The organism is Haemophilus parainfluenzae T3T1 (assembly GCF_000210895.1).
Taxonomy (GTDB): Bacteria; Pseudomonadota; Gammaproteobacteria; order Enterobacterales; family Pasteurellaceae; genus Haemophilus_D; species Haemophilus_D parainfluenzae_A.
In genome coordinates, this window is sequence record NC_015964.1 from 94,846 (window position 1) to 115,757 (window position 20,912).

The 20,912-nt window shown below is 40.1% G+C and carries 22 protein-coding genes; 10 read left to right on the forward strand and 12 right to left on the reverse strand.

Going from position 1 to position 20,912, the window contains the following annotated elements:
* Nucleotides 1-2: 2 nt before the first annotated feature.
* Together lepA and grcA are read right to left on the reverse strand one after the other, a co-directional pair.
* A complete protein-coding gene (gene lepA, locus PARA_RS00490; RefSeq protein ID WP_041918296.1) occupies nt 3-1,799 on the reverse strand; it encodes a translation elongation factor 4 in 1,797 nt (598 codons plus the stop codon).
* A gap of 168 nt (nt 1,800-1,967) precedes the next feature.
* Complete coding sequence (gene grcA, locus PARA_RS00495) at nt 1,968-2,351, reverse strand: autonomous glycyl radical cofactor GrcA (RefSeq protein ID WP_005697846.1); 384 nt, start codon at nt 2,349-2,351, stop codon at nt 1,968-1,970.
* 264 nt (nt 2,352-2,615) lie between these two features.
* On the opposite strand from grcA, the gene ung reads away from it, so the two are divergent.
* Entirely contained in the window at nt 2,616-3,275 is a 660-nt protein-coding gene (ung, locus tag PARA_RS00500; protein ID WP_014064053.1) for a uracil-DNA glycosylase, read from the forward strand.
* On the opposite strand, the gene tadA is transcribed toward ung, so the two are convergent.
* The 6 genes from tadA to ampD all read right to left on the reverse strand — a co-directional run bounded on the left by tadA (nt 3,272) and on the right by ampD (nt 7,915).
* Nucleotides 3,272-3,763: a tRNA adenosine(34) deaminase TadA gene (gene tadA, locus PARA_RS00505; RefSeq protein WP_050797950.1), complete on the reverse strand. Its 492-nt coding sequence runs from the start codon at nt 3,761-3,763 to the stop codon at nt 3,272-3,274. The two genes, ung and tadA, sit on opposite strands and share 4 nt — an antisense overlap.
* Before the next feature lie 36 nt (nt 3,764-3,799).
* Complete coding sequence (locus tag PARA_RS00510) at nt 3,800-4,651, reverse strand: thymidylate synthase (protein ID WP_014064055.1); 852 nt, start codon at nt 4,649-4,651, stop codon at nt 3,800-3,802.
* A 10-nt stretch (nt 4,652-4,661) separates the two neighbouring features.
* Nucleotides 4,662-5,471, reverse strand: coding sequence for a prolipoprotein diacylglyceryl transferase (lgt, locus tag PARA_RS00515; protein ID WP_014064056.1), 810 nt, complete (start codon nt 5,469-5,471; stop codon nt 4,662-4,664).
* Nucleotides 5,472-5,479: 8 nt separating this feature from the next.
* Entirely contained in the window at nt 5,480-6,274 is a 795-nt protein-coding gene (locus PARA_RS00520) for a sulfite exporter TauE/SafE family protein (RefSeq protein ID WP_014064057.1), read from the reverse strand.
* A complete protein-coding gene (rppH, locus tag PARA_RS00525) occupies nt 6,274-6,867 on the reverse strand; it encodes an RNA pyrophosphohydrolase (protein ID WP_014064058.1) in 594 nt (197 codons plus the stop codon). Before rppH ends, PARA_RS00520 begins: the two co-directional genes overlap by 1 nt.
* Before the next feature lie 484 nt (nt 6,868-7,351).
* Nucleotides 7,352-7,915: a 1,6-anhydro-N-acetylmuramyl-L-alanine amidase AmpD gene (gene ampD, locus PARA_RS00530; protein WP_014064059.1), complete on the reverse strand. Its 564-nt coding sequence runs from the start codon at nt 7,913-7,915 to the stop codon at nt 7,352-7,354.
* Between the two features lie 142 nt (nt 7,916-8,057).
* On the opposite strand from ampD, the gene ppdD reads away from it, so the two are divergent.
* The 8 genes from ppdD to rhlB all read left to right on the forward strand — a co-directional run bounded on the left by ppdD (nt 8,058) and on the right by rhlB (nt 14,328).
* Nucleotides 8,058-8,501: a prepilin peptidase-dependent pilin gene (gene ppdD / locus PARA_RS00535; protein ID WP_014064060.1), complete on the forward strand. Its 444-nt coding sequence runs from the start codon at nt 8,058-8,060 to the stop codon at nt 8,499-8,501.
* 6 nt (nt 8,502-8,507) lie between these two features.
* Entirely contained in the window at nt 8,508-9,887 is a 1,380-nt protein-coding gene (locus PARA_RS00540) for a GspE/PulE family protein (RefSeq protein WP_014064061.1), read from the forward strand.
* A gap of 8 nt (nt 9,888-9,895) precedes the next feature.
* On the forward strand, nt 9,896-11,119 hold the full coding sequence (locus tag PARA_RS00545) for a type II secretion system F family protein (protein WP_014064062.1): 1,224 nt from the start codon (nt 9,896-9,898) through the stop codon (nt 11,117-11,119).
* Nucleotides 11,116-11,793, forward strand: coding sequence for a prepilin peptidase (locus PARA_RS00550; RefSeq protein WP_014064063.1), 678 nt, complete (start codon nt 11,116-11,118; stop codon nt 11,791-11,793). Before PARA_RS00545 ends, PARA_RS00550 begins: the two co-directional genes overlap by 4 nt.
* Before the next feature lie 88 nt (nt 11,794-11,881).
* Nucleotides 11,882-12,502 (forward strand): dephospho-CoA kinase, encoded by a 621-nt coding sequence (coaE, locus tag PARA_RS00555; protein WP_014064064.1) that lies wholly within the window; start codon nt 11,882-11,884, stop codon nt 12,500-12,502.
* Entirely contained in the window at nt 12,495-12,701 is a 207-nt protein-coding gene (gene yacG / locus PARA_RS00560; protein WP_005695505.1) for a DNA gyrase inhibitor YacG, read from the forward strand. The genes coaE and yacG overlap by 8 nt, the downstream gene beginning before the upstream one ends.
* Nucleotides 12,698-12,979 (forward strand): GNAT family N-acetyltransferase, encoded by a 282-nt coding sequence (locus PARA_RS00565; protein ID WP_014064065.1) that lies wholly within the window; start codon nt 12,698-12,700, stop codon nt 12,977-12,979. Before yacG ends, PARA_RS00565 begins: the two co-directional genes overlap by 4 nt.
* An 89-nt stretch (nt 12,980-13,068) precedes the next feature.
* The gene (gene rhlB, locus PARA_RS00570; RefSeq protein ID WP_014064066.1) at nt 13,069-14,328 is read left to right on the forward strand and encodes an ATP-dependent RNA helicase RhlB; all 1,260 of its coding nucleotides are present in this window, start codon (nt 13,069-13,071) and stop codon (nt 14,326-14,328) included.
* A gap of 40 nt (nt 14,329-14,368) precedes the next feature.
* Here the strand turns inward: rhlB and mreD are convergent, their stop codons facing one another.
* The 4 genes from mreD to PARA_RS00590 form a co-directional block, all read right to left on the reverse strand.
* The gene (mreD, locus tag PARA_RS00575) at nt 14,369-14,857 is read right to left on the reverse strand and encodes a rod shape-determining protein MreD (protein ID WP_014064067.1); all 489 of its coding nucleotides are present in this window, start codon (nt 14,855-14,857) and stop codon (nt 14,369-14,371) included.
* A complete protein-coding gene (gene mreC / locus PARA_RS00580) occupies nt 14,857-15,921 on the reverse strand; it encodes a rod shape-determining protein MreC (RefSeq protein WP_014064068.1) in 1,065 nt (354 codons plus the stop codon). The genes mreD and mreC overlap by 1 nt, the downstream gene beginning before the upstream one ends.
* 86 nt (nt 15,922-16,007) lie before the next feature.
* The gene (locus tag PARA_RS00585; protein ID WP_014064069.1) at nt 16,008-17,063 is read right to left on the reverse strand and encodes a rod shape-determining protein; all 1,056 of its coding nucleotides are present in this window, start codon (nt 17,061-17,063) and stop codon (nt 16,008-16,010) included.
* A gap of 171 nt (nt 17,064-17,234) precedes the next feature.
* Nucleotides 17,235-19,025, reverse strand: coding sequence for an ABC transporter ATP-binding protein/permease (locus PARA_RS00590; RefSeq protein WP_014064070.1), 1,791 nt, complete (start codon nt 19,023-19,025; stop codon nt 17,235-17,237).
* Nucleotides 19,026-19,191: 166 nt separating this feature from the next.
* Between PARA_RS00590 and PARA_RS00595 the strand changes: the two genes are divergently transcribed.
* Nucleotides 19,192-20,844, forward strand: a complete 1,653-nt coding sequence (locus PARA_RS00595) for a putative transporter (protein WP_014064071.1) — start codon at nt 19,192-19,194, stop codon at nt 20,842-20,844.
* Nucleotides 20,845-20,912 lie beyond the last annotated feature (68 nt).

A 20,912-nucleotide genomic window follows, 5' to 3' on the forward strand; every position in this document is an offset into this window, starting at 1 on the left:
TCCTATTTATCTTTACCAACGTGTAAGATCGCTAAAAACGCTTCTTGCGGCACTTCCACGTTACCTAAAGACTTCATTCGTTTTTTACCCTCTTTTTGTTTCTGTAAGAGTTTTTTCTTACGACTCACGTCCCCACCATAACATTTTGCTAATACGTTTTTACGCAATTGTTTTACGGTTGAACGCGCAATAATGTGGTTACCTATTGCTGCTTGGATCGCGATATCAAATTGTTGACGTGGAATAAGCTCACGCATTTTTTCAACTAACTCACGACCACGATAAGGCGCATTATCTTTATGAACAATTAACGCTAACGCATCAACACGATCACCATTGATCATAATATCCACTCGCACCATGTCCGCCGCTTGGAAACGTTTGAAACCATAATCCAAAGACGCATAACCACGCGATGTTGATTTCAAGCGGTCAAAGAAATCCAATACCACTTCGCCCATTGGGATTTCATAAGTTAACGCAATTTGGTTACCGTGATACACCATATTGGTCTGTACGCCACGTTTTTCCACACAAAGGGTAATTACGTTACCTAAGAATTCCTGTGGTACCAACATATTACATTCCGCAATAGGCTCGCGGATTTCTGAAATATTATTCAATGGCGGTAATTTCGCTGGACTGTCCACATAAACCACTTCACCACTCGTCATTTCAACTTCATAAATTACAGTTGGCGCTGTGGTAATCAAATCAAGATCATATTCACGCTCTAAACGCTCTTGAATGATCTCCATGTGTAAAAGCCCTAAGAAACCACAACGGAAACCAAAACCTAAAGCGGTTGAATTCTCTGGTTCATAGAACAGCGATGCATCGTTTAGGCTTAATTTACCTAATGCATCACGGAAAGCCTCATAATCATCAGAACTAACCGGGAATAAACCCGCATAAACCTGTGGTTTTACTTTCTTAAAGCCTGGCAATACATGGCTTGCAGGATTGTGTTGGTGCGTTAAGGTATCCCCTACTGGTGCCCCTAAAATATCTTTAATCGCACAAACAACCCAACCTACTTCGCCGGTATTTAATACGGTCGTATCCACTTGTTTTGGCGTAAAAATCCCTAAACGATCAACGTTGTAAGCCTGTCCGGTAGACATTACTTTGATTTTATCGCCTTTACGCAATACGCCATTTTTAATACGAACTAATGACACCACGCCTAAATAGTTATCGAACCAAGAGTCAATAATCAAGGCTTGTAACGGTGCATCAGGATCACCTTCTGGCGCGGGAATTTTCGCAACAATTTCTTCTAATACATCTTCGATACCCACTCCGGTTTTAGCTGAACAACGCACCGCTTCCATCGCATCAATACCGACGATGTCTTCAATTTCTTCTGCAACACGTTCAGGATCTGCGGCCGGTAAGTCGATTTTATTCAAAATCGGTACCACTTCTAAATCCATTTCAATGGCGGTATAGCAGTTTGCCAAGGTTTGGGCTTCTACGCCTTGTCCCGCATCCACAACTAACAATGCCCCTTCACAAGCCGCAAGAGAACGCGACACTTCATAAGAGAAGTCCACGTGTCCTGGTGTATCGATAAAGTTTAATTGGTAAGTTTCACCATCTTTCGCTTGATAATTTAAGGTTACACTTTGCGCTTTAATGGTAATACCGCGCTCACGCTCAAGATCCATGGAATCCAACACTTGCGCTTCCATTTCACGATCCGAAAGGCCTCCACAGGTCTGAATTAATCGGTCAGAAAGGGTCGATTTACCGTGGTCAATATGGGCAATAATAGAAAAGTTGCGAATATTCTTCATAAATAGATTAGTTTTCTCAAAAATCATTAAATTTAACTGGCGGATTGTACCTGAAAAGCGCGGAAATCGCTAGGGATGAAAGGGAAAAGTGCGGTCAAATTTTCAAACCTTTTAGATAAAACAAAACCCCGAATTACTTCGGGGTTTCTTTTTTCATTCAAACTGAAATTATAGACTTTCAGTGAAAGTACGAGTAATAACGTCGCGTTGTTGTTCTGGCGTTAAAGAGTTGAAACGTACTGCGTAACCAGAAACACGGATAGTTAATTGTGGGTATTTATCCGGGTTGTTTACTGCATCTTCTAACGTTTCACGACGTAATACGTTCACGTTTAAGTGTTGACCACCTTCAACTTTAACAGTTGGTGCTACGTTTACCGGTAATTCACGGTATTCGATTTGGCCTAATTCACTTACTGCGACTACTTGGTCTTCAGCGAATTCAGCTTTTGCACATAAACAACGAGCTTCATTTTTTTCGCTGTCTAATAACCAGAATGAGTTTAAAAGATTGTCATTTGCTGCTTGAGTAATTTGAATACCTTTGATCATAAAGTGCCTCCTAATTTGGCGGTTGTATATTTATTAAACTGTGCAAATTTTATCAAACTATTTGAAGAATTCAATTAATTTTGACCTAAAACAGATTCTTTTCTCCGACTAATTTTAGAAAATTGATCTAGATTAAGGTTTTAGATGTAAAAAGATCTCACAATATCTTAAAATTTAACAAGAAATTAACATTGTTCTTAGTAAAGCCTTTCTAAGCAATTTCATTTATAATGTGCTCAAGCTTATCCAATAAGGAAATACAGAATGAAAACCTGGACAGATGTTATCGGTCAAGAGAAAGAAAAACCTTACTTTAAACACATTCTACAACAAGTCCATCAAGAGCGACTCGCGGGGAAAACCATTTACCCACCGCAAGACGAAGTGTTTAATGCCTTTAAATATACGGCATTTGATGAGGTGAAAGTCGTCATTTTAGGACAGGATCCCTATCATGGCCCAAATCAAGCGCACGGTTTAGCTTTTTCGGTTAAACCTGAGGTTGCAATTCCCCCTTCTCTACTGAATATGTATAAAGAATTGGCTAACGACATTCCTGGTTTTCACATGCCAAATCATGGTTACTTGGTGAAATGGGCGGAGCAAGGTGTGCTGCTGCTTAACACTGTGCTGACCGTAGAACGTGGCATGGCTCATTCACACGCTAAATTTGGTTGGGAAGTTTTTACAGATCAAGTGATTGCAGCACTTAATGAACATCGTGAAAAAGTCGTATTTTTACTTTGGGGAAGTCATGCGCAGAAAAAAGGGCAATTTATTAATCGCAATCGTCATTACGTTTTAACTGCCCCACATCCTTCTCCCCTTTCTGCACATCGTGGTTTTTTAGGATGTCATCATTTTTCTAAAACTAACGAATATTTAAAACAAAATGGTTTAAGTGAAATTGATTGGCAAATTTAAGATTGCGACTCAACATCAAGCGGGAGATTCTTTTCCCGCTTTTCTTCTTTTTTCTGCTCTCGTCTTTTTTTGAAAAAATCACTCAATTTCTGACCGCACTTTTCTACGAGCACGCCAGACGTAATTTCTAACGTATGATTCATTTTATAATCATCAAAGAAATGAAAGCGAGAACCTACAGCTCCAGTTTTATAATCTGATGCACCGAAGACTAATCGTTTAATCCGGCTATGTAAAATCGCACCCGCACACATAGTACAAGGCTCAAGGGTGACATAGAGTGTAGTATTGAGCAGACGATAATTTTGAATATTTTGTGCAGCGTTACGCAATGCAACAATTTCAGCGTGAGCGGTCGGATCATGTTCAATGATAGATAAATTCCAGCCTTCACCGAGAATATTTCCTTCATCATCCACCAACACTGCCCCGACAGGAATCTCACCGAGTGCTTCTGCACGATCGGCAAGCATCAGGGCGTGTTGCATAAATTTCTCGTCTAAATCTGACCGCACGTTGAATGCCTAAACTGAGAAAGGATATTTGATTGGTTCGTGAGATTGATAACCCACCACCTTGAAATCATCCATGGTCACCCAAGTCTCAAGATCTTCAAGGGTTTTAATATCAGGATTAATTTCTAATTTAGGCGAAGGGAATGGCTCACGTTTTAGTTGCACATCACGCATTAACTCTAGTTGGTCTTCATAAATATGCGCATTTACAATTTTATGATATGCCTTACCCGGTTTATTACCAGTAATTTGCGCCATTAATGCAAGGAAAGTAAAAACTTGAATTTGATTGAAGTTTAAACCAAGTGGCACATCACAAGAACGCTGATAGCTCGTTAAGTGCAATGTATCGCCTACTAAAGAGAAAGTATGTGTGTGCATACAAGGGCGCAAACAGCCAAGATCAAATTCACCCGGATTAAAGAAAGTCAGGATTTCACCACGATCATCAATGCCTCGACTTAAATTGTTCACAATTTTACGAAGTTGGTCGATGGTTTCGCCATTCGGTTTACGCCATGCTCGGCCTTGCACACCATAAACGCGGCCCATATCATCGGTGCCTTTACGATGTGGATTGGCAAGCCAAGCGGCATTTTCATTGGCATTAGCATCCCATGTTTTGGTGCCAAGCTTACGGAAGTCCGCGGCATTATCGTAACCACGGATATAACCTAAAAACTCCGCAATCGCCGCTTTCCAATAGCTTTTTCGCGTGGTAATTAAGGGGAATTGATTATTCGCAACATCATATTCTAAATCCGCATTAATCACAGTAAGGCAACGCTTGCCAGTACGCTCATTAGCAACCCACTCACCTTCATTTACAATGCGTCGACAAAGGTCTAAATATTGTTTCATAAAAAACTCCTTACTGATGAACCGCACTTTTTGCGCGATTGTATGCCCATGCCATAATTAATCCACCGCCAATAATCATCGGTAAGCAAAGGGCTTGACCACGTGTCATGATGCCTAAGAAAGATTCCACTTCGGGCTCACGAACATATTCAACGATAAAACGGAAAATCCCGTAACCAACAAGGAATAATCCTGCTACAGAACCTGCAGGGCGAGGCTTTTTAATAAAGACATTCAGAATAATAAACAACACGAAACCTTCTAAGAACGCCTCATAAAGCTGTGAAGGATGGCGTGGTAATAACAAAGGATCATTTGGAAAAATCATGGCCCAAGGAACATTGGTTTCTCGTCCCCAAAGTTCTAAATTGATGAAGTTACCAATTCGCCCCATCCCTAAACCAAATGGAATCAAAGGCGCCATAAAATCTGCTGTCCGCCAGAAGCTTCTTTTTTGAGAATAAGAGGTCCAAATCATTGAAATAATCACCCCAATTAATCCACCATGGAATGACATTCCCCCTTCCCAAACACGGAATAAATACAGTGGATCTTGTATAAAATGACCAAAGTTATAGAAGAAAACATCCCCAATACGTCCCCCTAAAAATACCCCCATAAAAGCATTAAAAAGTAACGTATCAACTTGATCGACGGTCCAACCACTATTTGGCTTATTAGCACGGCGAACGGCTAACCAACGAGCAAAGATAAAGCCTAATAGATACATTAAGCCATACCAACGCAGCCCTATATTGCTATTACCAAAAGTAAAAATAGTCGGATCAAAATGCGGAAGCATCAAAAATTCTGAATTCATAACATTCCTTATTTAATAAACATATCAACTGCGATCGCAACTAATAGCAAGGCAAAGCCTTTTTTCAAGGTTGGCACAGGGAGTTTGGAGGTGGCTGTTGCCCCTAGTTTAGAAGTGAAGAATGAAGTGCCCGTAATACCAAGCACGGCAGGCAAATAAACATAACCTAGGGAATAATCTGGCATGGAAGGATTACCCCAACCACTCACCATAAAGCTCAGCATGCCTGATAAACCAAGAAGTGCCCCACAGAATGCAGAAGAACCGATGGCTTTTTTCATATCAATCCCGCGGGAATTTAAAAATGGCACGATAAAACCGCCACCGCCAACGCCTGCTGCACTTGATGCCATCCCAATTAAAATACCACCGATAACAGATGCTTGTGTTGTTAAAGGTTTGGTTTTCCCTGTGTTTTTCTTAATAGAAATCACCATTTTTGCCGCTAAATATACGACTAAACAGGCAAAGATTTTGGCTGATACATCACGATCAAGTTTGCCAATAAACAAACCAGAGATAAAGACCGAGATCATCACCATCGGTGCCAATACTTTCACGGCACGCCAGACTATATTACCTAGTTTATGATGACGCTGTGCAGAAGAAAATCCAGTAATCACAATGGTTGCAAATGAAGTCCCTAATGCGGTGGACATCAGCAAGGGTTCAGGTACGCCTACCATCGGCAATAAATAAACCAAGGTTGGGACGATAATTAACCCACCACCAATGCCAAATAATCCGGCAAGAAAACCAACAACAGACCCGACAAGTAAACAAAGTAGAATAAAAGTGAGCATTATTGCCCCCTTGATTTATAAAATGAACGTTTTTGATATTTAGAAGAACTATTTTTACGCGGTGCATGATAAGGCTTATTTGTCTCATGCTCTTGCGAATTTTCAAGCAATGTTTTTTCGTTGCCAAACATCACTTGGGCAAACTCTTTCATCGCTTTGCGATAAACATCTTTCTTAAAGGACACAACCTGACGTACGGGATACCAAAAACTTACCCAACGCCATCCATCAAATTCCGGTGATTTTGTTGTGTTCATATTAATATTTTTTTCATCCCCCACTAATTGCAACAAAAACCAACGTTGTTTTTGCCCAATACACACGGGTTTGCTGTCATAACGCAGCAATCTTTTCGGCAGCTTATAACGCAACCAATGTTTAGACGCGTAAAGCACCTTCACATCTTTGGGTTGCAAGCCAACCTCTTCATATAATTCACGATACATGGCTTGTTCGGCACTTTCATTATCGTTAATTCCACCTTGCGGGAATTGCCACGAATTCTGCCCGTATCGTTTAGCCCAAAGCACCTGCCCTTTGCGATTACAAATGACAATGCCTACATTTGGACGGTAGCCATCAAAATCGATCACTATCGTTCACCTTAAATTTTGTACAAAAATAATTTGCAGATTGTTTCATAAATTCGCTTTTTTATCAACCGAATGGGCATATTTAGCCTATTGTGGATAACTCTGTGGGTAACACTTGGATAGTCTAAATTTAACTGTGTATAAAAATTAAAAACCGCTTTTCACACTTCACTTTTTTCATTTTTGCATAACCTTTAATCAAAAATTTTCCAAAAAAAATGACCGCACTTTTTCTCATCAAAGTGTGGTCAAAAATTCAGCTATTTTTTAGTTTAAACATTTCTGGCTTGGTGAAGAAATAACAGCGGTGAGTTATTCAATATTTCTGTGGATAAAATTGTGATTGAGCAAATGGTGACTGTTGCATAACTCTTCTTAGCAATTTACCATCGATTTTTGAGAAGAAGTTTTATCTTTAATTTCATAAAGATAACGCTTATTCACAGACACCATATTATTCACATTCAAGTAAAAATTTTAGTGGTTATTTTTCATCCAAACATTTTTTGACTAACGCTAAATAGCGTTCCCATTCAAAATATTGACCTGGATCGATCTTACGACCAGGTGAAATATCGCAATGCCCAACGATACGATCGAGCGTTATTTTCGGGTAAGCTTGCATGATATCTCGTGTTAATGCAGCAAGCACTTGGTATTGCTCCGCTGTAAAAGGTTGTTCATTACTGCCCTCTAGCTCAATCCCAATCGCAAAATCATTACATTTATCACGTCCTTCAAAGCAAGAAAGCCCCGCATGCCATGCTCTATCATTGAAACTAACATACTGTGTCACCTTGCCATCCCGTTCAATTAAACAATGGGCAGACACGCGAAATTGATAAATTTCCTCAAAATAGGGATGGATGGTTGGATCGAGTTTACCTTGGAAAAAGTCATCTACATATCCCCCACCAAATTGTTCTGGTGGCAAACTGATGTAATGAATGACGAGTAATGAAATATCCGTTACATCAGGACGTTCATCAAAATGTGGTGAAATCACTTTTCTTGCCTGGCTTAACCAGCCATTTTTTATCTTATTCATCTGTTTTTCTGCGATTAAATTTCATTTTTGCGATCGAGATCGCAAAAGAAGTGCAGTCAGTTTTACTTTCATTTTTCCCTTTTACACAATGTTGCAGCCAATCCTAGCATTTTTTTATTCAACCAAAAGGAAATTTAATTTAATGAAACTGACTTTTTCTAAACCTTTACATAAAGGTTTTACGTTAATTGAATTGATGATCGTGATTGCGATTATTGCTATTCTCGCGACGATCGCCATTCCGTCTTATCAAAATTATACCAAAAAAGCGGCTATCTCCGAATTGTTGCAAGCATCTACACCTTATAAATCTGATGTGGAGTTATGTGTCTATAGCACCAATGCCCCGACAAACTGTTCAGGTGGTTCAAATGGCATTGCAGCAGACATCACTACTGCAAAAGGCTATGTCAAATCCATTACCACAAAATCAGGTGTGATTACGGTGACAGGAAATGGTGCATTGGATGGGATCAGTTATTCTTTAACGGCGACAGGCTCAACCTCATCAGGTGTCACCTGGACAACTGCTTGCCCAAGCAATGCAGATTTATTCCCTGCGGGTTTCTGCTCTTCAGCTAAATAGCGAAACATGGCTTATCAAGCAATCGCAAAAAATGGCGAGATTTATCATATCTCGCCACAATATTGGCAACAAAACCAACAGCAACAAGCATTGCTGTTGCGTTACTTTGCGCTCCCTCTTAAAGAAGATGAACACCATTTATGGCTTGCAGTGGATTCACTCAATAATCTTGCAGCTTGTGAAACCTTTGCTTTTTTAAGTGGAAAATTAGTCGAACCGATTTTATTTGAAACGGCCGAACTCAAACAACTTTTACAATCCCTTGCGCCTAAAGCCAATCAAATCGAAGAGCAAACGACGTTTTATCATCATTCAGAAGACGAAAGCACTGCCAATTTATCTAATGATGATGAGCCCGTTATTCAATTATTAAATGGTATTTTTGAAACAGCCCTGCAAAAAAATGCCTCAGACATTCATTTAGAAACTCAGCCAAGTGGGCTATTAATTCGTTTACGTATTGATGGTGTGCTCCAACCGCAACCGATTATTAGTAAAGCGCTCGCCAATCGTGTAATTTCTCGCCTCAAACTCTTAGCCAAACTGGATATTAGTGAAACTCGATTACCACAAGATGGCCGCTTTCAATTCAAAACCACATTTTCCGATATTTTAGATTTCCGCCTTTCTACCTTGCCTACGCATTGGGGAGAAAAAGCAGTATTACGATTACAACAAAATAAACCTGTCCAACTAAGTTTTGCTGAGTTGGGTATGACACAAAACCAACAAAGTCAATTTCAACATGCGCTCAGCCAACCGCAAGGTTTAATCCTAGTGACAGGCCCAACGGGAAGTGGAAAAAGTATCTCGCTTTATACCGCACTTCAATGGCTCAACACACCAGATAAACACATTATGACGGCAGAAGATCCCGTTGAAATTGAATTAGAAGGCATCATTCAAACTCAAGTAAATCCGCAAATCGGTTTAGATTTTAGCCGATTACTTCGTACATTTTTACGACAAGATCCCGACATTATTATGCTTGGTGAAATTCGAGATGAAGAAAGTGCATTAATGGCATTAAGAGCCGCTCAAACCGGCCATTTAGTGCTTTCTACCTTACATACCAACGATGCCATCTCAGCTATTTCACGCTTACAACAACTAGGTATTCAATCTCACGAAATTGAAAACAGTCTCTTATTAGTTATCGCACAACGATTGGTACGCAAACGTTGCTTAAAGTGCGGTCAACATTTCGGTAATTCTTGTGATTGCCATCAGGGGTATCAAGGCCGTATTGGGGTATATCAATTTTTACAATGCGAAAACAACCGTTACCAAACTGATTTCGATTCACTTTATCAAAGCGCGTTAGAAAAAGTGAAAGATCACATCACTGATCTCGCCGAAATTCAACGCGTGTTAGGTAAAAAATAGGTATCACTATGGCAAAGCAAAAACTCTTTTATTTTCAAGCCTATGATCAGCGACAACAATGGCAAAAAGGCAGTCTGGTTGCCCAATCTAAACAAGCTGCACAATTCCAGTTAATCGCAAAAGGTTTTAGCCACATTCGCTTGCAACAAGATTGGCAACTGAATCAGAAACCTAAAAATGCTGAGATCAGTGCTTTATTAAATCAGCTAGCTACACTACTCAGCTCTGCCATTCCATTAAAAAATGCATTGCACATTTTGCAAGATAACTGCACGCAATTGGGATTGCATCAGTGGCTTGGCGCCTTAATTGAGTTAATTGAAAGTGGTCTTCCGTTTTCACAAAGCTTAGAAATACAAGGAAAGTATTTAAATTTTCAAGAAATTCAGCTCATTCAGGTGGGAGAAATGACAGGAAAACTGGCAGAGGTATGCACTAAAATTGCCGAACGTCGGACACAATCATTAACGCTTCAACGCAAATTGCAAAAAATTATGCTTTATCCAGCCATGGTATTAGGTATTTCGCTGTCACTTACGTTGATTTTACTACTTTTCGTTGTACCACAATTTGCTGAAATGTATGGCGAAAACTCAGCTGAGCTGCCTACATTGACTGCTGTGTTATTAGCCATGTCTCAATTCCTACAACTTCATTTTATCGCGTTGATGATTGTCTGTATTTTCGCTATTTTTATGCTGAAGATGGCATTAAAACATTCTCTTTGGCTAAATCAAAAAAAGAATGCGCTGGTTAATCGTATGCCGATTTGGGGCAATATCATTTGCCTTTCTCGTTTAATTAGTTTTAGCCATAACCTGCAATTAATGCTTCAATCCGGTGTGGCATTAACGCCGGCCTTAAATAGCTTCCTCCCCAAACAACAAACCTGGCAAATACAACGTACCTTAAAAGGTGATATTCTGCTACAACAAGAAGTGCGGTCAATTTTACAGTGGGTTTCTCAAGGTTATCCATTTTCAGAAAGCGTCAGTAGTCATCTTTTTCCAATGGAAGCACAACAAATGCTACAGATTGGAGAGAAAAGTGGAAAACTTGCGTTGATGTTGCGTCATATTGCTGATAACTATCAAGAAAAACTCAATCATCAAATTGATTTACTTTCCCAACTTTTAGAGCCTTTAATGATGCTCATCATTGGTAGTTTAATAGGTATCATAATGATGGGCATGTATCTGCCAATTTTTAATATGGGTTCGGTAATCCAGTGATAACATTAGCCTTTTTCTTATTGGGTGGTTTAGCGGGCATCCTTGCTTGGCTTTATATTGATCGTTTTATCCCCAATCTCCAACAAGAAATTTATCAGAATTATATCGAACTTTATCCTGAAAATAGGCACCTGTTTCACAGCGAAAAAGCAGCCATTCAATCTCAAAAGTGCGGTCATATTTTCCTTTATTTTTTAGGGTTTGGACTCTGTTTTGCTGTACTCTGTTATTTTCTTCAGGATGAATTATTTACTTTATGGCTCACAATTACGCTTAGCTTACTTTTTGTTATCAGTTGGCTAGACTGGCATTATCAACTGATTTCACCTACACCTTGCCTACTTTTATTTTTTCTAGGTTTATTTGGTTCGCAGCAAGAATTTTCCGTTCTAACCCTTTCTCAAAGTTTAGAAAGTGCGGTTAGTTTTTTCGGTGTTTTTTATATCATCTATCATTTGTCTAAATGGTTTTATAAGAAGGAAGCGTTAGGCCGTGGCGATTATTGGCTCGCTTTAGGAATCGGCGCTTATCTCACCATCGCACACTTACCACTTTTCTTATTCATTGCCTGTCTATTAGGCATCATAGGTTATTGGATTTCTCGTCAGCCCGTTTTACCTTTCGCGCCCTTTCTTTGCTTATCGTTAATCATCACCAGTGCAATCAACCTATAAATGTAATATATTGGCAACATTGAAAAATATTATGTTTAAGAAGTGGATGTAAAACATCCTCCTCTTAAATCAAGTAGCAAGGAATATCATGACTTATATTGTAGGACTCACTGGCGGCATCGGTAGTGGAAAAAGCACGATTGCAAATCTCTTTGTTGAACTTGGTGTACCCATTGTTGATGCGGATATTGTGGCAAGAGAAGTGGTTGAAAAAGGCTCATCGCTGCTGGCTCAAATTGCTGAGCACTTTGGAAAATCGATTCTGACTGAAGAGGGAGAATTAAATCGAGCTGAGCTACGAAAAAAAGTATTTGCAGACGAAAATGAGAAAAACTGGCTCAATCATTTATTACATCCCGCTATTCGCGAAAGAATGTTAGCGCAGTTAAATGCTCAGACCGCTCCTTATACCTTGTTTGTCGTTCCACTGCTTATTGAAAACAAGCTCACCACACTTTGCGATCGCGTGCTTGTTATCGATGTTAAACCTAAAACTCAGATAGCTCGTGCATCATCGAGAGATCATAATAATATTCAGCAAATTCAAGCTATTATGAATGCACAAGTCAGCCGAGAAGAAAGATTAAAATGGGCAGATGATATCATTTCAAATGATGCAAAATTGCCAGAAAACTTACCGCACTTAAAACAAAAAGTGCTAGAATTGCACCAATTTTATTTAAGTGAATCGAGAAAGAAAAATGTCTGATGAAATTTTTGAAGTCCCCTGCCCAACATGTCAAAAGCCAGTGCCTTGGACACAGGAAAGTCAATTTCGCCCTTTTTGCAGCAAACGTTGCCAACTCATTGATTTAGGTGAATGGGCTGCAGAAGAAAAAGCCATTCCAAGTGATACTGCTGATTTTGCCATGGATCCCAATCTCAGTGATGAATGGAGTATCAAATGAGTCTTCAGCATCAAGATAATGGTAAACAGGGTGAGTTTTTCTTACTCGATGAGCAAGGAAAGAAAATCGCTAAACTCACCTATTTTTATGAAACACCCGATACCATTAATGCTAATCACACGTTTGTTGATGAGTCTCTTCGAGGACAAGGTGTGGCAGACAAACTCTATCAAGCCTTAATTCATTTTATCCAGGCTAAAAAGCTGACATTGCACCCAACTTGTAGCTATATTGCAAGAAAATGGGAACGAACCCAATCTGCACAATCTAAAGCTTAAGCCTATTAATAAGCGTGTCATTTTTAAGGATATTTTTCCGACTTCGTGCTATCCTTAGCCCTATTTATTTCTGAGAACCATTATTTATCATGCAAGAAAATTATTTAAGCCAGCAGCGATTTGCTGATCTTCCATTACATCCTATCGTACAAAAAGCCCTACAAGACAAGGGGTTTGAATACTGTACCCCGATTCAAGCGTTATCATTACCTATTACCTTGCAAGGAAAAGATGTTGCTGGCCAAGCACAAACCGGCACAGGTAAAACGATGGCATTTTTAACGGCAACATTTCATCACTTATTAACACATCAACCTAATTTTGCCACCAATCAACCCCGTGCATTAATTCTTGCACCAACCCGTGAACTGGCCGTGCAAATTAATCATGATGCTGAGTTATTAGCAAGAACAAGTGGGTTACGAACCGCACTTGCTTATGGTGGGGATGGCTATGATAAACAGCTCAAAGCTATCGAGGCCGGTGTGGATATTTTAATTGGTACCACTGGTCGTGTGATTGACTACGTGAAACAAGGGATTATCCGTTTAGATGATATCCAAGTCGTAGTATTGGACGAAGCGGATCGTATGTTCGATTTAGGTTTCATTCGTGATATTCGTTATTTATTACGTAAATGCCCTTCTCCGCAAGAACGTCTCACCATGCTCTTTTCTGCAACGCTCTCTTACAAAGTGCGCGAACTTGCCTTTGAAGATATGAATTCCCCAGAATACATTGAAATTGAACCAGAACAAAAAACGGGACATCGAATTAAAGAGGAACTCTTCTATCCGTCAAATGAAGACAAAATTCCTCTCTTACTCACGTTAATGGAAGAGGAATGGCCCGAGCGTTGTATTGTCTTTGCAAATACTAAACATAAATGTGAAGAAATTTGGGGTTATTTAGCGGCTGATGGCCATCGTGTGGGATTGCTCACGGGGGATGTAGCACAGAAAAAACGTCTTTCATTGCTCAAACAATTTACTGATGGTGAGCTCGATATTCTCGTGGCAACTGATGTTGCAGCGCGTGGGCTACATATTTCAGACGTGACTCATGTCTTTAACTTTGATTTACCCGATGATCGAGAAGATTACGTTCATCGTATTGGCCGTACTGGTCGAGCAGGGGAAAGTGGTGTGTCTATTAGCTTTGCTTGTGAAGAATATGCGATGAATTTACCGGCTATTGAAGAATACATTGGTCATTCTATTCCGGTCAGCCAATATGACCCGAATTCATTGATTAGTGATATTCCAAAACCTTATCGTTTAAAACGCAATCCTACGCCTCAAACAAGAAATACTACGACGAGAAAAACAAACTACCGTCGTAAAAACTAAAAAGAAAAGCTGATGAATCTCTTCATCAGCTTTTTTATGATTAATGCAATCCGACTCTTCGACGTGCAGTACGCATCAATAAGAAAACCCATGGCCATAACACACCTGATGCGATGGCACCAAAGATTTCCTGCCAGTTAAAAAATGCCCCATGCAAAGAGAATTCAACCAAGAAAATAGCCACTCGAATCGCAAAAACAAAAAGAAGTACCAATAAACTTTGGAACCAAAGAGAAAGGTTGCGCAAAATTAAGTAATATTTGGAAACAAAATAGAAGGCGACAGAAAGCACCAGTGCATGAACCCCAAGAATAGAGCCTAGCACGATATCCCATAAAACCCCGAGTAAAAATGCCCAACCAATGCTTACTCTATCAGGTAACGCAAGCGTCCAGTAAAGCAAAACTAAAACCAACCAAGATGGTTTAAAAGCTTGAAAGCCTGCAGGCCATGGGGCTAACTCCATAATTAATGCCACAACAAAGAAGCATAAAATGGTCGCCCATTGAAAAATAAAACGCCCTTGCATTAGTCTTCTTCCCTATGTTGTTGCTGATCTGGAGAAATGGGTTCCTCTTGTTGAGGCATTGTGGTCGGAATGTCAGGATCCACAATTTCTTTTCCTGTATGCGGCTGTGCGCCATCCTCTTGATCATCTGTAATTTTGGTTTTGCTCACTGAATGAGTTGCTTCATTAGCTTGACTTTCTAAACGTTGCTGAACAAGACGACGTACTTCTTCTGGAGACATGGATTTGACTTTCGACATATCAAGATTGCTCGGCCAAAGTAAAAGCAAATAACGTAAACGATCTAACTCAGCCAAAGGTTTCGCTTTCACTGTTGCAAAGTAATTTGAGCCATCACGAGAGACACTTTGTACGACTGCCACAGGATAGCCTTCCACAAAACGGCCTCCCAAACCTGAAGTCACCAATAAATCGCCTTTTTCAATATCCACAGAACGAGGCACATTATCTAAAGTAAGTTCATCAGAGTGTCCTGTACCGCTCGCGATCACGCGTACATCATTACGTAAAACTTGCACTGGTATAGAATGGGTTACATCCGTTAAAAGCAAGACTCGGCTGGTGTTCTCCCCCACAGATATAATCTGACCAATCATTCCTTTTTCATCAATCACAGGCTGCCCAACATAAGCGCCATCTCGTTCACCTTGATTGATCACCACTTGCTGACGATAGACATCAGTTTCTGCTGTAAGCACTTCTGCGATTTTTTTATATTCATCGGTGCGTAAAGGCGAATTAAGCAGTAAACGAAGACGTTGGTTTTCTACCTTGAGTTGGTCCAATAATAAAAGATCGGCATTTTTCTCACGCAACTGCTCACGCAATACTTTATTTTCAATAAGCAGTTTATTGGTATCTACCAAGTTACTTGATACACCATCTAGAACCGTTCTTGGCCCATTCGCAAGGTAATACAAGCCACCCACCGCAGTCTCCATGACACTACGCGCCTTCGTCATTGATGAGGTTTGCCCATCAACTAAAATGAGTGTCATCGAAGCAATCGCCGCTAATGCGAGTCGAATACCTAATGGTGGTGCTTTACCAAAAATGGGTTTCATTCACTGTCCTAGGGTTGAAAGGAAAAGTGCGGTCAAAAAATCAGACGAATTAAAAACGCCGATTTTTCTGACCGCACTTTTAGAAATTAAATTTCGTCGCTGAAAATATCGCCGCCGTGCATATCAATCATTTCGATTGCTTCACCGCCACCACGAGCTACGCAAGTTAATGGTTCTTCTGCAATGATTGCCGGTACGCCACATTCTTTTGATAACAATACATCAATGTTGCGTAATAAAGCACCACCACCCGTTAACACCATACCACGCTCAAAAATATCTGCGGCGTGTTCTGGTTGGCATTCTTCAAGCGCCGTACGCACTGCTGCAACGATACCATTTAATGGTTGTTGAAGGGCTTCTTGTACATCACGAGAGGTTAATTTGAATGAGCGAGGCGCACCTTCAGCAAGGTTATGACCGTGCACTTCCATTTCTAAAATTTCATCGCCTTCTTGAATGTAAGCTGAACCAATTTCGTGCTTGATACGCTCTGCAGTTGGCTCACCAATAACAGAACCAAAAGTGCGACGAACATAAGAGATGATCGCTTCATCAAAACGGTCACCACCAATACGTACAGAAGATGAATACACGATACCGTTTAAAGAAATCACCGCCACTTCAGTGGTACCACCACCGATATCAATGACCATTGAACCGATCGCTGTAGAAACCGGCAAGTTTGCACCGATTGCAGCCGCCATTGGCTCTTCAATTAAATAAACTTCACGTGCACCTGCACCTAATGCTGATTCTTTGATTGCACGACGTTCAACTTGAGTTGCACCAGCCGGTACACAAACGAGTACGCGTGGGCTAGGACGCATAAAGTTACCGCTATGTACTTGTTTGATAAAGTATTGCAACATTTTTTCTGTCACAGAGAAATCAGCAATTACACCATCTTTCATCGGACGAATAGCCACGATACTTTTCGGAGTACGACCAAGCATTTGTTTTGCTTCTTTACCTACTGCCGCAATGCTTTTGTATGCCCCCATACGATCTTGACGAATTGCCACAACTGAAGGCTCATCAAGTACGATGCCTTGGCCTTTCACGTAAATTAATGTATTTGCTGTACCTAGATCGATAGAAAGATCATTTGAAAATAAACCACGAATTTTTTTGAATAACATAAGAATTCCGTCATTAGTTTGGTGAAAAATTACTCATTTCTGAGCATAGAAAAAAATTGTGCTAAATGTATCAAAAAATCGAGTTTGATAACAGGATTTTTTGCTTTGATCCTCTACACTTACCTCGCGATTTTTTCTAACAAGGTAAGTGCGGTCAATTTTAGTAGCGTTTTATGCCTGATTTCGGTCAGTGAATTGCCACTTACCGTTACCTAAAACCATCAATTGTTGCTGATGGAAAGCTTGCAAGGTTGAACGATGCCCCACACTAATAACCGTTGTATGAGGTAAACATTCTTTTAATAGACGATACATATTATCTTCTAAGCCTTCATCCATACTCGCCGTGGCTTCGTCTAGGAATGCTACTTTCGGTTTATGTAATAACAAACGAGCAAAAGCTAAGCGTTGTTGCTCACCGAGAGAAAGAATTCGTGTCCAATCTTGTTCTTGATCTAAACGATCTTGTAAATGCCCTAAAGACACTTGTTTTAATACCTCAATGATCTCATCACGATTAAAGGTCTTTTCTTCATTCGGATAAGCCAACGCAGTCAATAAGGTGCCTTGTGGTAAATAAGGTTTTTGCGATAAGAAAAGCTGATGGGTTGGACAATACACATCCCCTTCAGAATAAGCCCAAAGTCCAGCCACAGTTCTCAACAACGTGGTTTTACCCACACCTGAATTACCTTGAATTAATAGGGTTGAACCTTGTGGCAGTGTTAAATTTAAATTCTCAATTAAGGTTTTTCCAAATGGATTACTGATGCTTAAATCCTTAAAGATCACGTCAGTTTCATGTTCGTGTAAATGCGACGTAGATTGACGATTCGCCATATCAATCGCATAACTAAAGCCAGTTAAACGATCTAATGTGGCTTTGTATCCGGCAAAACCATCGTAAGAATTACGGAAGAATGAAAGATTTGAATGCAACTTACCAAATACTTGTAGCGTTTGCATCAGATCGCCGAGTTTAATTTGCTTCTCGAAATAACGTCCCACTTGAATGAGTAAAGGGAACACCACGGAAACTTGGCTTACTACTAGGTTAAAACCAGAGAATTTTAAGGTTCGATAAACAATATCCCACATGTTATTGATCACTGCGCCGAATTGTTTATAAAGTTGGCTACTCTCAACTTTCTCCCCCGCATAAAATGCCACACTTTCCGCATATTCTTTGATGCGAATTAAAGAATAACGATAGTTAGCGTTTAAGCGTTCGTTGACGAAATTCAACATAATTAACGGACGCCCTAAACGGAATGCAATCGCGGTAGTGATAATCACATAAGCAAATACCAAGAACACCATCATGCGTGGAATTTCAGTACCAAATACAATCATTGGTCCTGCTAATCCCCATAATAAGATCGTGTAAGAAATCATGGAGGTGACGGCATCAATCACCCCGGTACTTAAAGAGAGCGTGGTTCGCACATAGGATTGCACATCTTGTTGAATACGTTGATCGGGGTTATCTAAGTTAGCGGAAACATACTGCGTTTTGTAGTACGCGCGATTATTCATCCATTTATCGACCAGCTGACCATTCAACCATTCGATCCAATCAATAGAAAAACGTTGTTCTAAATAATAGCTCAGCAATGCAGCAATCACTGAGCTTGTCGCAATCACACAAAATAGCACCATTTGATCCCAAAACACAGGCTCATTAAATTCCTGCAAGGATGTGTACATATTGTTATACCACTCAGAATGCACCAAGCTAATACGCACACTGACTAATGTCATCGCCACAATTAACAAGAAAAATAGCAAAGGTTTAATACTTCGACGTGGTGAAAGATACCCGCCCGCAAATTGCCAAAATTGTTTTCCCCAATGAGTAAAACGGACCAATAAGAAAATACTAAAGCTAAACACAACTGCCGTCATCGCTAATGTTTTTGCTATCCATAAAAGCGAATTAATGGCCTCTTGAGCGTAATCCATAATCAACCTATAAAATCAAAAAAAGTGCGGTCATTTTAGGCGGTGTTTATTTTTAAGCAAGAAAAAATGTGATGGAGATAACATTTTTTGACTTTGTTACAAGCGGGTAGGAAATCAAATTGTTATAATCCAAAATAGTTAAATTTTTAATAAATTAGAGGTCGGTATGAGTGAAACTGCGATTACCATTAGTTTGCTTGCCCTCGTTGCCGTAATTGGTCTATGGATCGGGCATTTTAAAATTAAAGGTGTAGGATTAGGTATTGGTGGCGTGCTATTTGGTGGTATTTTGGTTGCCCATTTTACCACGCAATATGGCATTAAACTGGATAGCCATACGTTACATTTTGTGCAAGAGTTCGGCTTAATTCTATTTGTTTATACGATTGGTATTCAAGTAGGACCGGGCTTTTTTGCTTCCTTACGGCAATCAGGATTAACCTTAAATGGGTTAGGAATCTTAATTGTTGCACTCGGCGCGTTAGTGACGATTCTCATTTATAAGTTTGCCGATATTCCTCTTGATGTCGCACTTGGTATTTACTCGGGTGCGGTCACAAATACCCCATCTCTCGGTGCGGGTCAGCAAATTCTTTCTGAATTAGGTATGTCGCAAACGACATCTAACATGGGTATGGCCTATGCGATGGCTTATCCTTTTGGAATTTGCGGCATTTTACTTTCTATGTGGCTTATTCGCCTTTTCTTTAAAATTAAAGTGGATGAAGAAGCGGCAAATTTTGAAAAAGAAAGTGGCCACGACAAAGAGGCTCTCAAAAGCATGTCTCTAAAAGTCACCAATGCCAATCTCAACGGCATCCATTTGATTGAGATTCCAGGTTTTGATGATGAAGATGTAGTTTGTTCTCGCTTAAAACGAGGTGAATTAGTCATTGTGCCAAAAGCGGATACCGATGTTCAACTTGGTGACATTTTGCATTTAGTTGGTAATCCTGAAGGCTTGAAAAAAATGCATCTTATTATCGGGGAAGAAGTTGATGTTCCGGTCGCAAGCTTGAGTGGCGAAATTCGTTCTGAACGCGTTGTGGTTACCAATGAAAAAGTATTAGGTAAAAAAATTCGTCATCTCGGCATTCATCAAAAATACGGTGTCGTCATTTCACGTTTAAATCGTGCAGGTGTGGAATTGGTGCCAACAGCCCATACCACCCTTCAATTCGGTGACGTATTACACATGGTTGGAAAAACTGACATTCTCAACCAAGCCATTTCAGTGATCGGGAATGCGAAACAAAAACTACTACAAGTGCAAATGTTACCAGTGTTTATTGGGATTGGCTTAGGGGTATTACTAGGCTCCATTCCTTTCTATATTCCAGGTTTCCCTGTAGCATTAAAATTAGGGCTAGCAGGCGGACCATTAGTCGTCGCGTTGATCTTGGCTCGAATTGGCTCTATAGGAAAACTCTATTGGTTTATGCCGCCGAGTGCGAACTTGGCATTGCGCGAAATTGGTATTGTGCTCTTCCTTGCTGTAGTCGGTTTAAAATCTGGCGGTAGCTTTGTTGACACACTCACCAATGGTTCAGGTCTTGAATGGATGGGCTACGGTATTTTTATCACACTCGTACCATTAATGATTGTAGGTGTTATTGCGCGTTTATATGCCAAATTAAATTATCTTTCACTTTGTGGTTTATTGGCGGGGTCGATGACTGATCCGCCAGCGCTCGCTTTCGCAAACGAACTGAAAGAAGGAAGTGGTGCAGCATCCCTTTCCTACGCGACGGTTTATCCTCTCACAATGTTCCTGCGGATCATTTCACCACAATTGTTAGCGATTCTTTTATGGGTTTAATACCCTTTTAAACTTGGGGCACTATCACTGCCCCAATATTTATTGCCAAGCACTGTTACAACCATAAA

Bases quoted from the DNA above. Each gene is read 5' to 3' on its own strand.
- lepA (WP_041918296.1), bottom strand. From the start codon at position 1,799: ATGAAGAATATTCGCAACTTTTCTATTATTGCCCATATTGACCACGGT.
- grcA (WP_005697846.1), bottom strand. From the start codon at position 2,351: ATGATCAAAGGTATTCAAATTACTCAAGCAGCAAATGACAATCTTTTA.
- ung (WP_014064053.1), top strand. From the start codon at position 2,616: ATGAAAACCTGGACAGATGTTATCGGTCAAGAGAAAGAAAAACCTTAC.
- tadA (WP_050797950.1), bottom strand. From the start codon at position 3,763: ATGCAACACGCCCTGATGCTTGCCGATCGTGCAGAAGCACTCGGTGAG.
- PARA_RS00510 (WP_014064055.1), bottom strand. From the start codon at position 4,651: ATGAAACAATATTTAGACCTTTGTCGACGCATTGTAAATGAAGGTGAG.
- lgt (WP_014064056.1), bottom strand. From the start codon at position 5,471: ATGAATTCAGAATTTTTGATGCTTCCGCATTTTGATCCGACTATTTTT.
- PARA_RS00520 (WP_014064057.1), bottom strand. From the start codon at position 6,274: ATGCTCACTTTTATTCTACTTTGTTTACTTGTCGGGTCTGTTGTTGGT.
- ampD (WP_014064059.1), bottom strand. From the start codon at position 7,915: ATGAATAAGATAAAAAATGGCTGGTTAAGCCAGGCAAGAAAAGTGATT.
- ppdD (WP_014064060.1), top strand. From the start codon at position 8,058: ATGAAACTGACTTTTTCTAAACCTTTACATAAAGGTTTTACGTTAATT.
- PARA_RS00540 (WP_014064061.1), top strand. From the start codon at position 8,508: ATGGCTTATCAAGCAATCGCAAAAAATGGCGAGATTTATCATATCTCG.
- PARA_RS00545 (WP_014064062.1), top strand. From the start codon at position 9,896: ATGGCAAAGCAAAAACTCTTTTATTTTCAAGCCTATGATCAGCGACAA.
- coaE (WP_014064064.1), top strand. From the start codon at position 11,882: ATGACTTATATTGTAGGACTCACTGGCGGCATCGGTAGTGGAAAAAGC.
- yacG (WP_005695505.1), top strand. From the start codon at position 12,495: ATGTCTGATGAAATTTTTGAAGTCCCCTGCCCAACATGTCAAAAGCCA.
- PARA_RS00565 (WP_014064065.1), top strand. From the start codon at position 12,698: ATGAGTCTTCAGCATCAAGATAATGGTAAACAGGGTGAGTTTTTCTTA.
- rhlB (WP_014064066.1), top strand. From the start codon at position 13,069: ATGCAAGAAAATTATTTAAGCCAGCAGCGATTTGCTGATCTTCCATTA.
- mreD (WP_014064067.1), bottom strand. From the start codon at position 14,857: ATGCAAGGGCGTTTTATTTTTCAATGGGCGACCATTTTATGCTTCTTT.
- mreC (WP_014064068.1), bottom strand. From the start codon at position 15,921: ATGAAACCCATTTTTGGTAAAGCACCACCATTAGGTATTCGACTCGCA.
- PARA_RS00585 (WP_014064069.1), bottom strand. From the start codon at position 17,063: ATGTTATTCAAAAAAATTCGTGGTTTATTTTCAAATGATCTTTCTATC.
- PARA_RS00590 (WP_014064070.1), bottom strand. From the start codon at position 19,025: ATGGATTACGCTCAAGAGGCCATTAATTCGCTTTTATGGATAGCAAAA.
- PARA_RS00595 (WP_014064071.1), top strand. From the start codon at position 19,192: ATGAGTGAAACTGCGATTACCATTAGTTTGCTTGCCCTCGTTGCCGTA.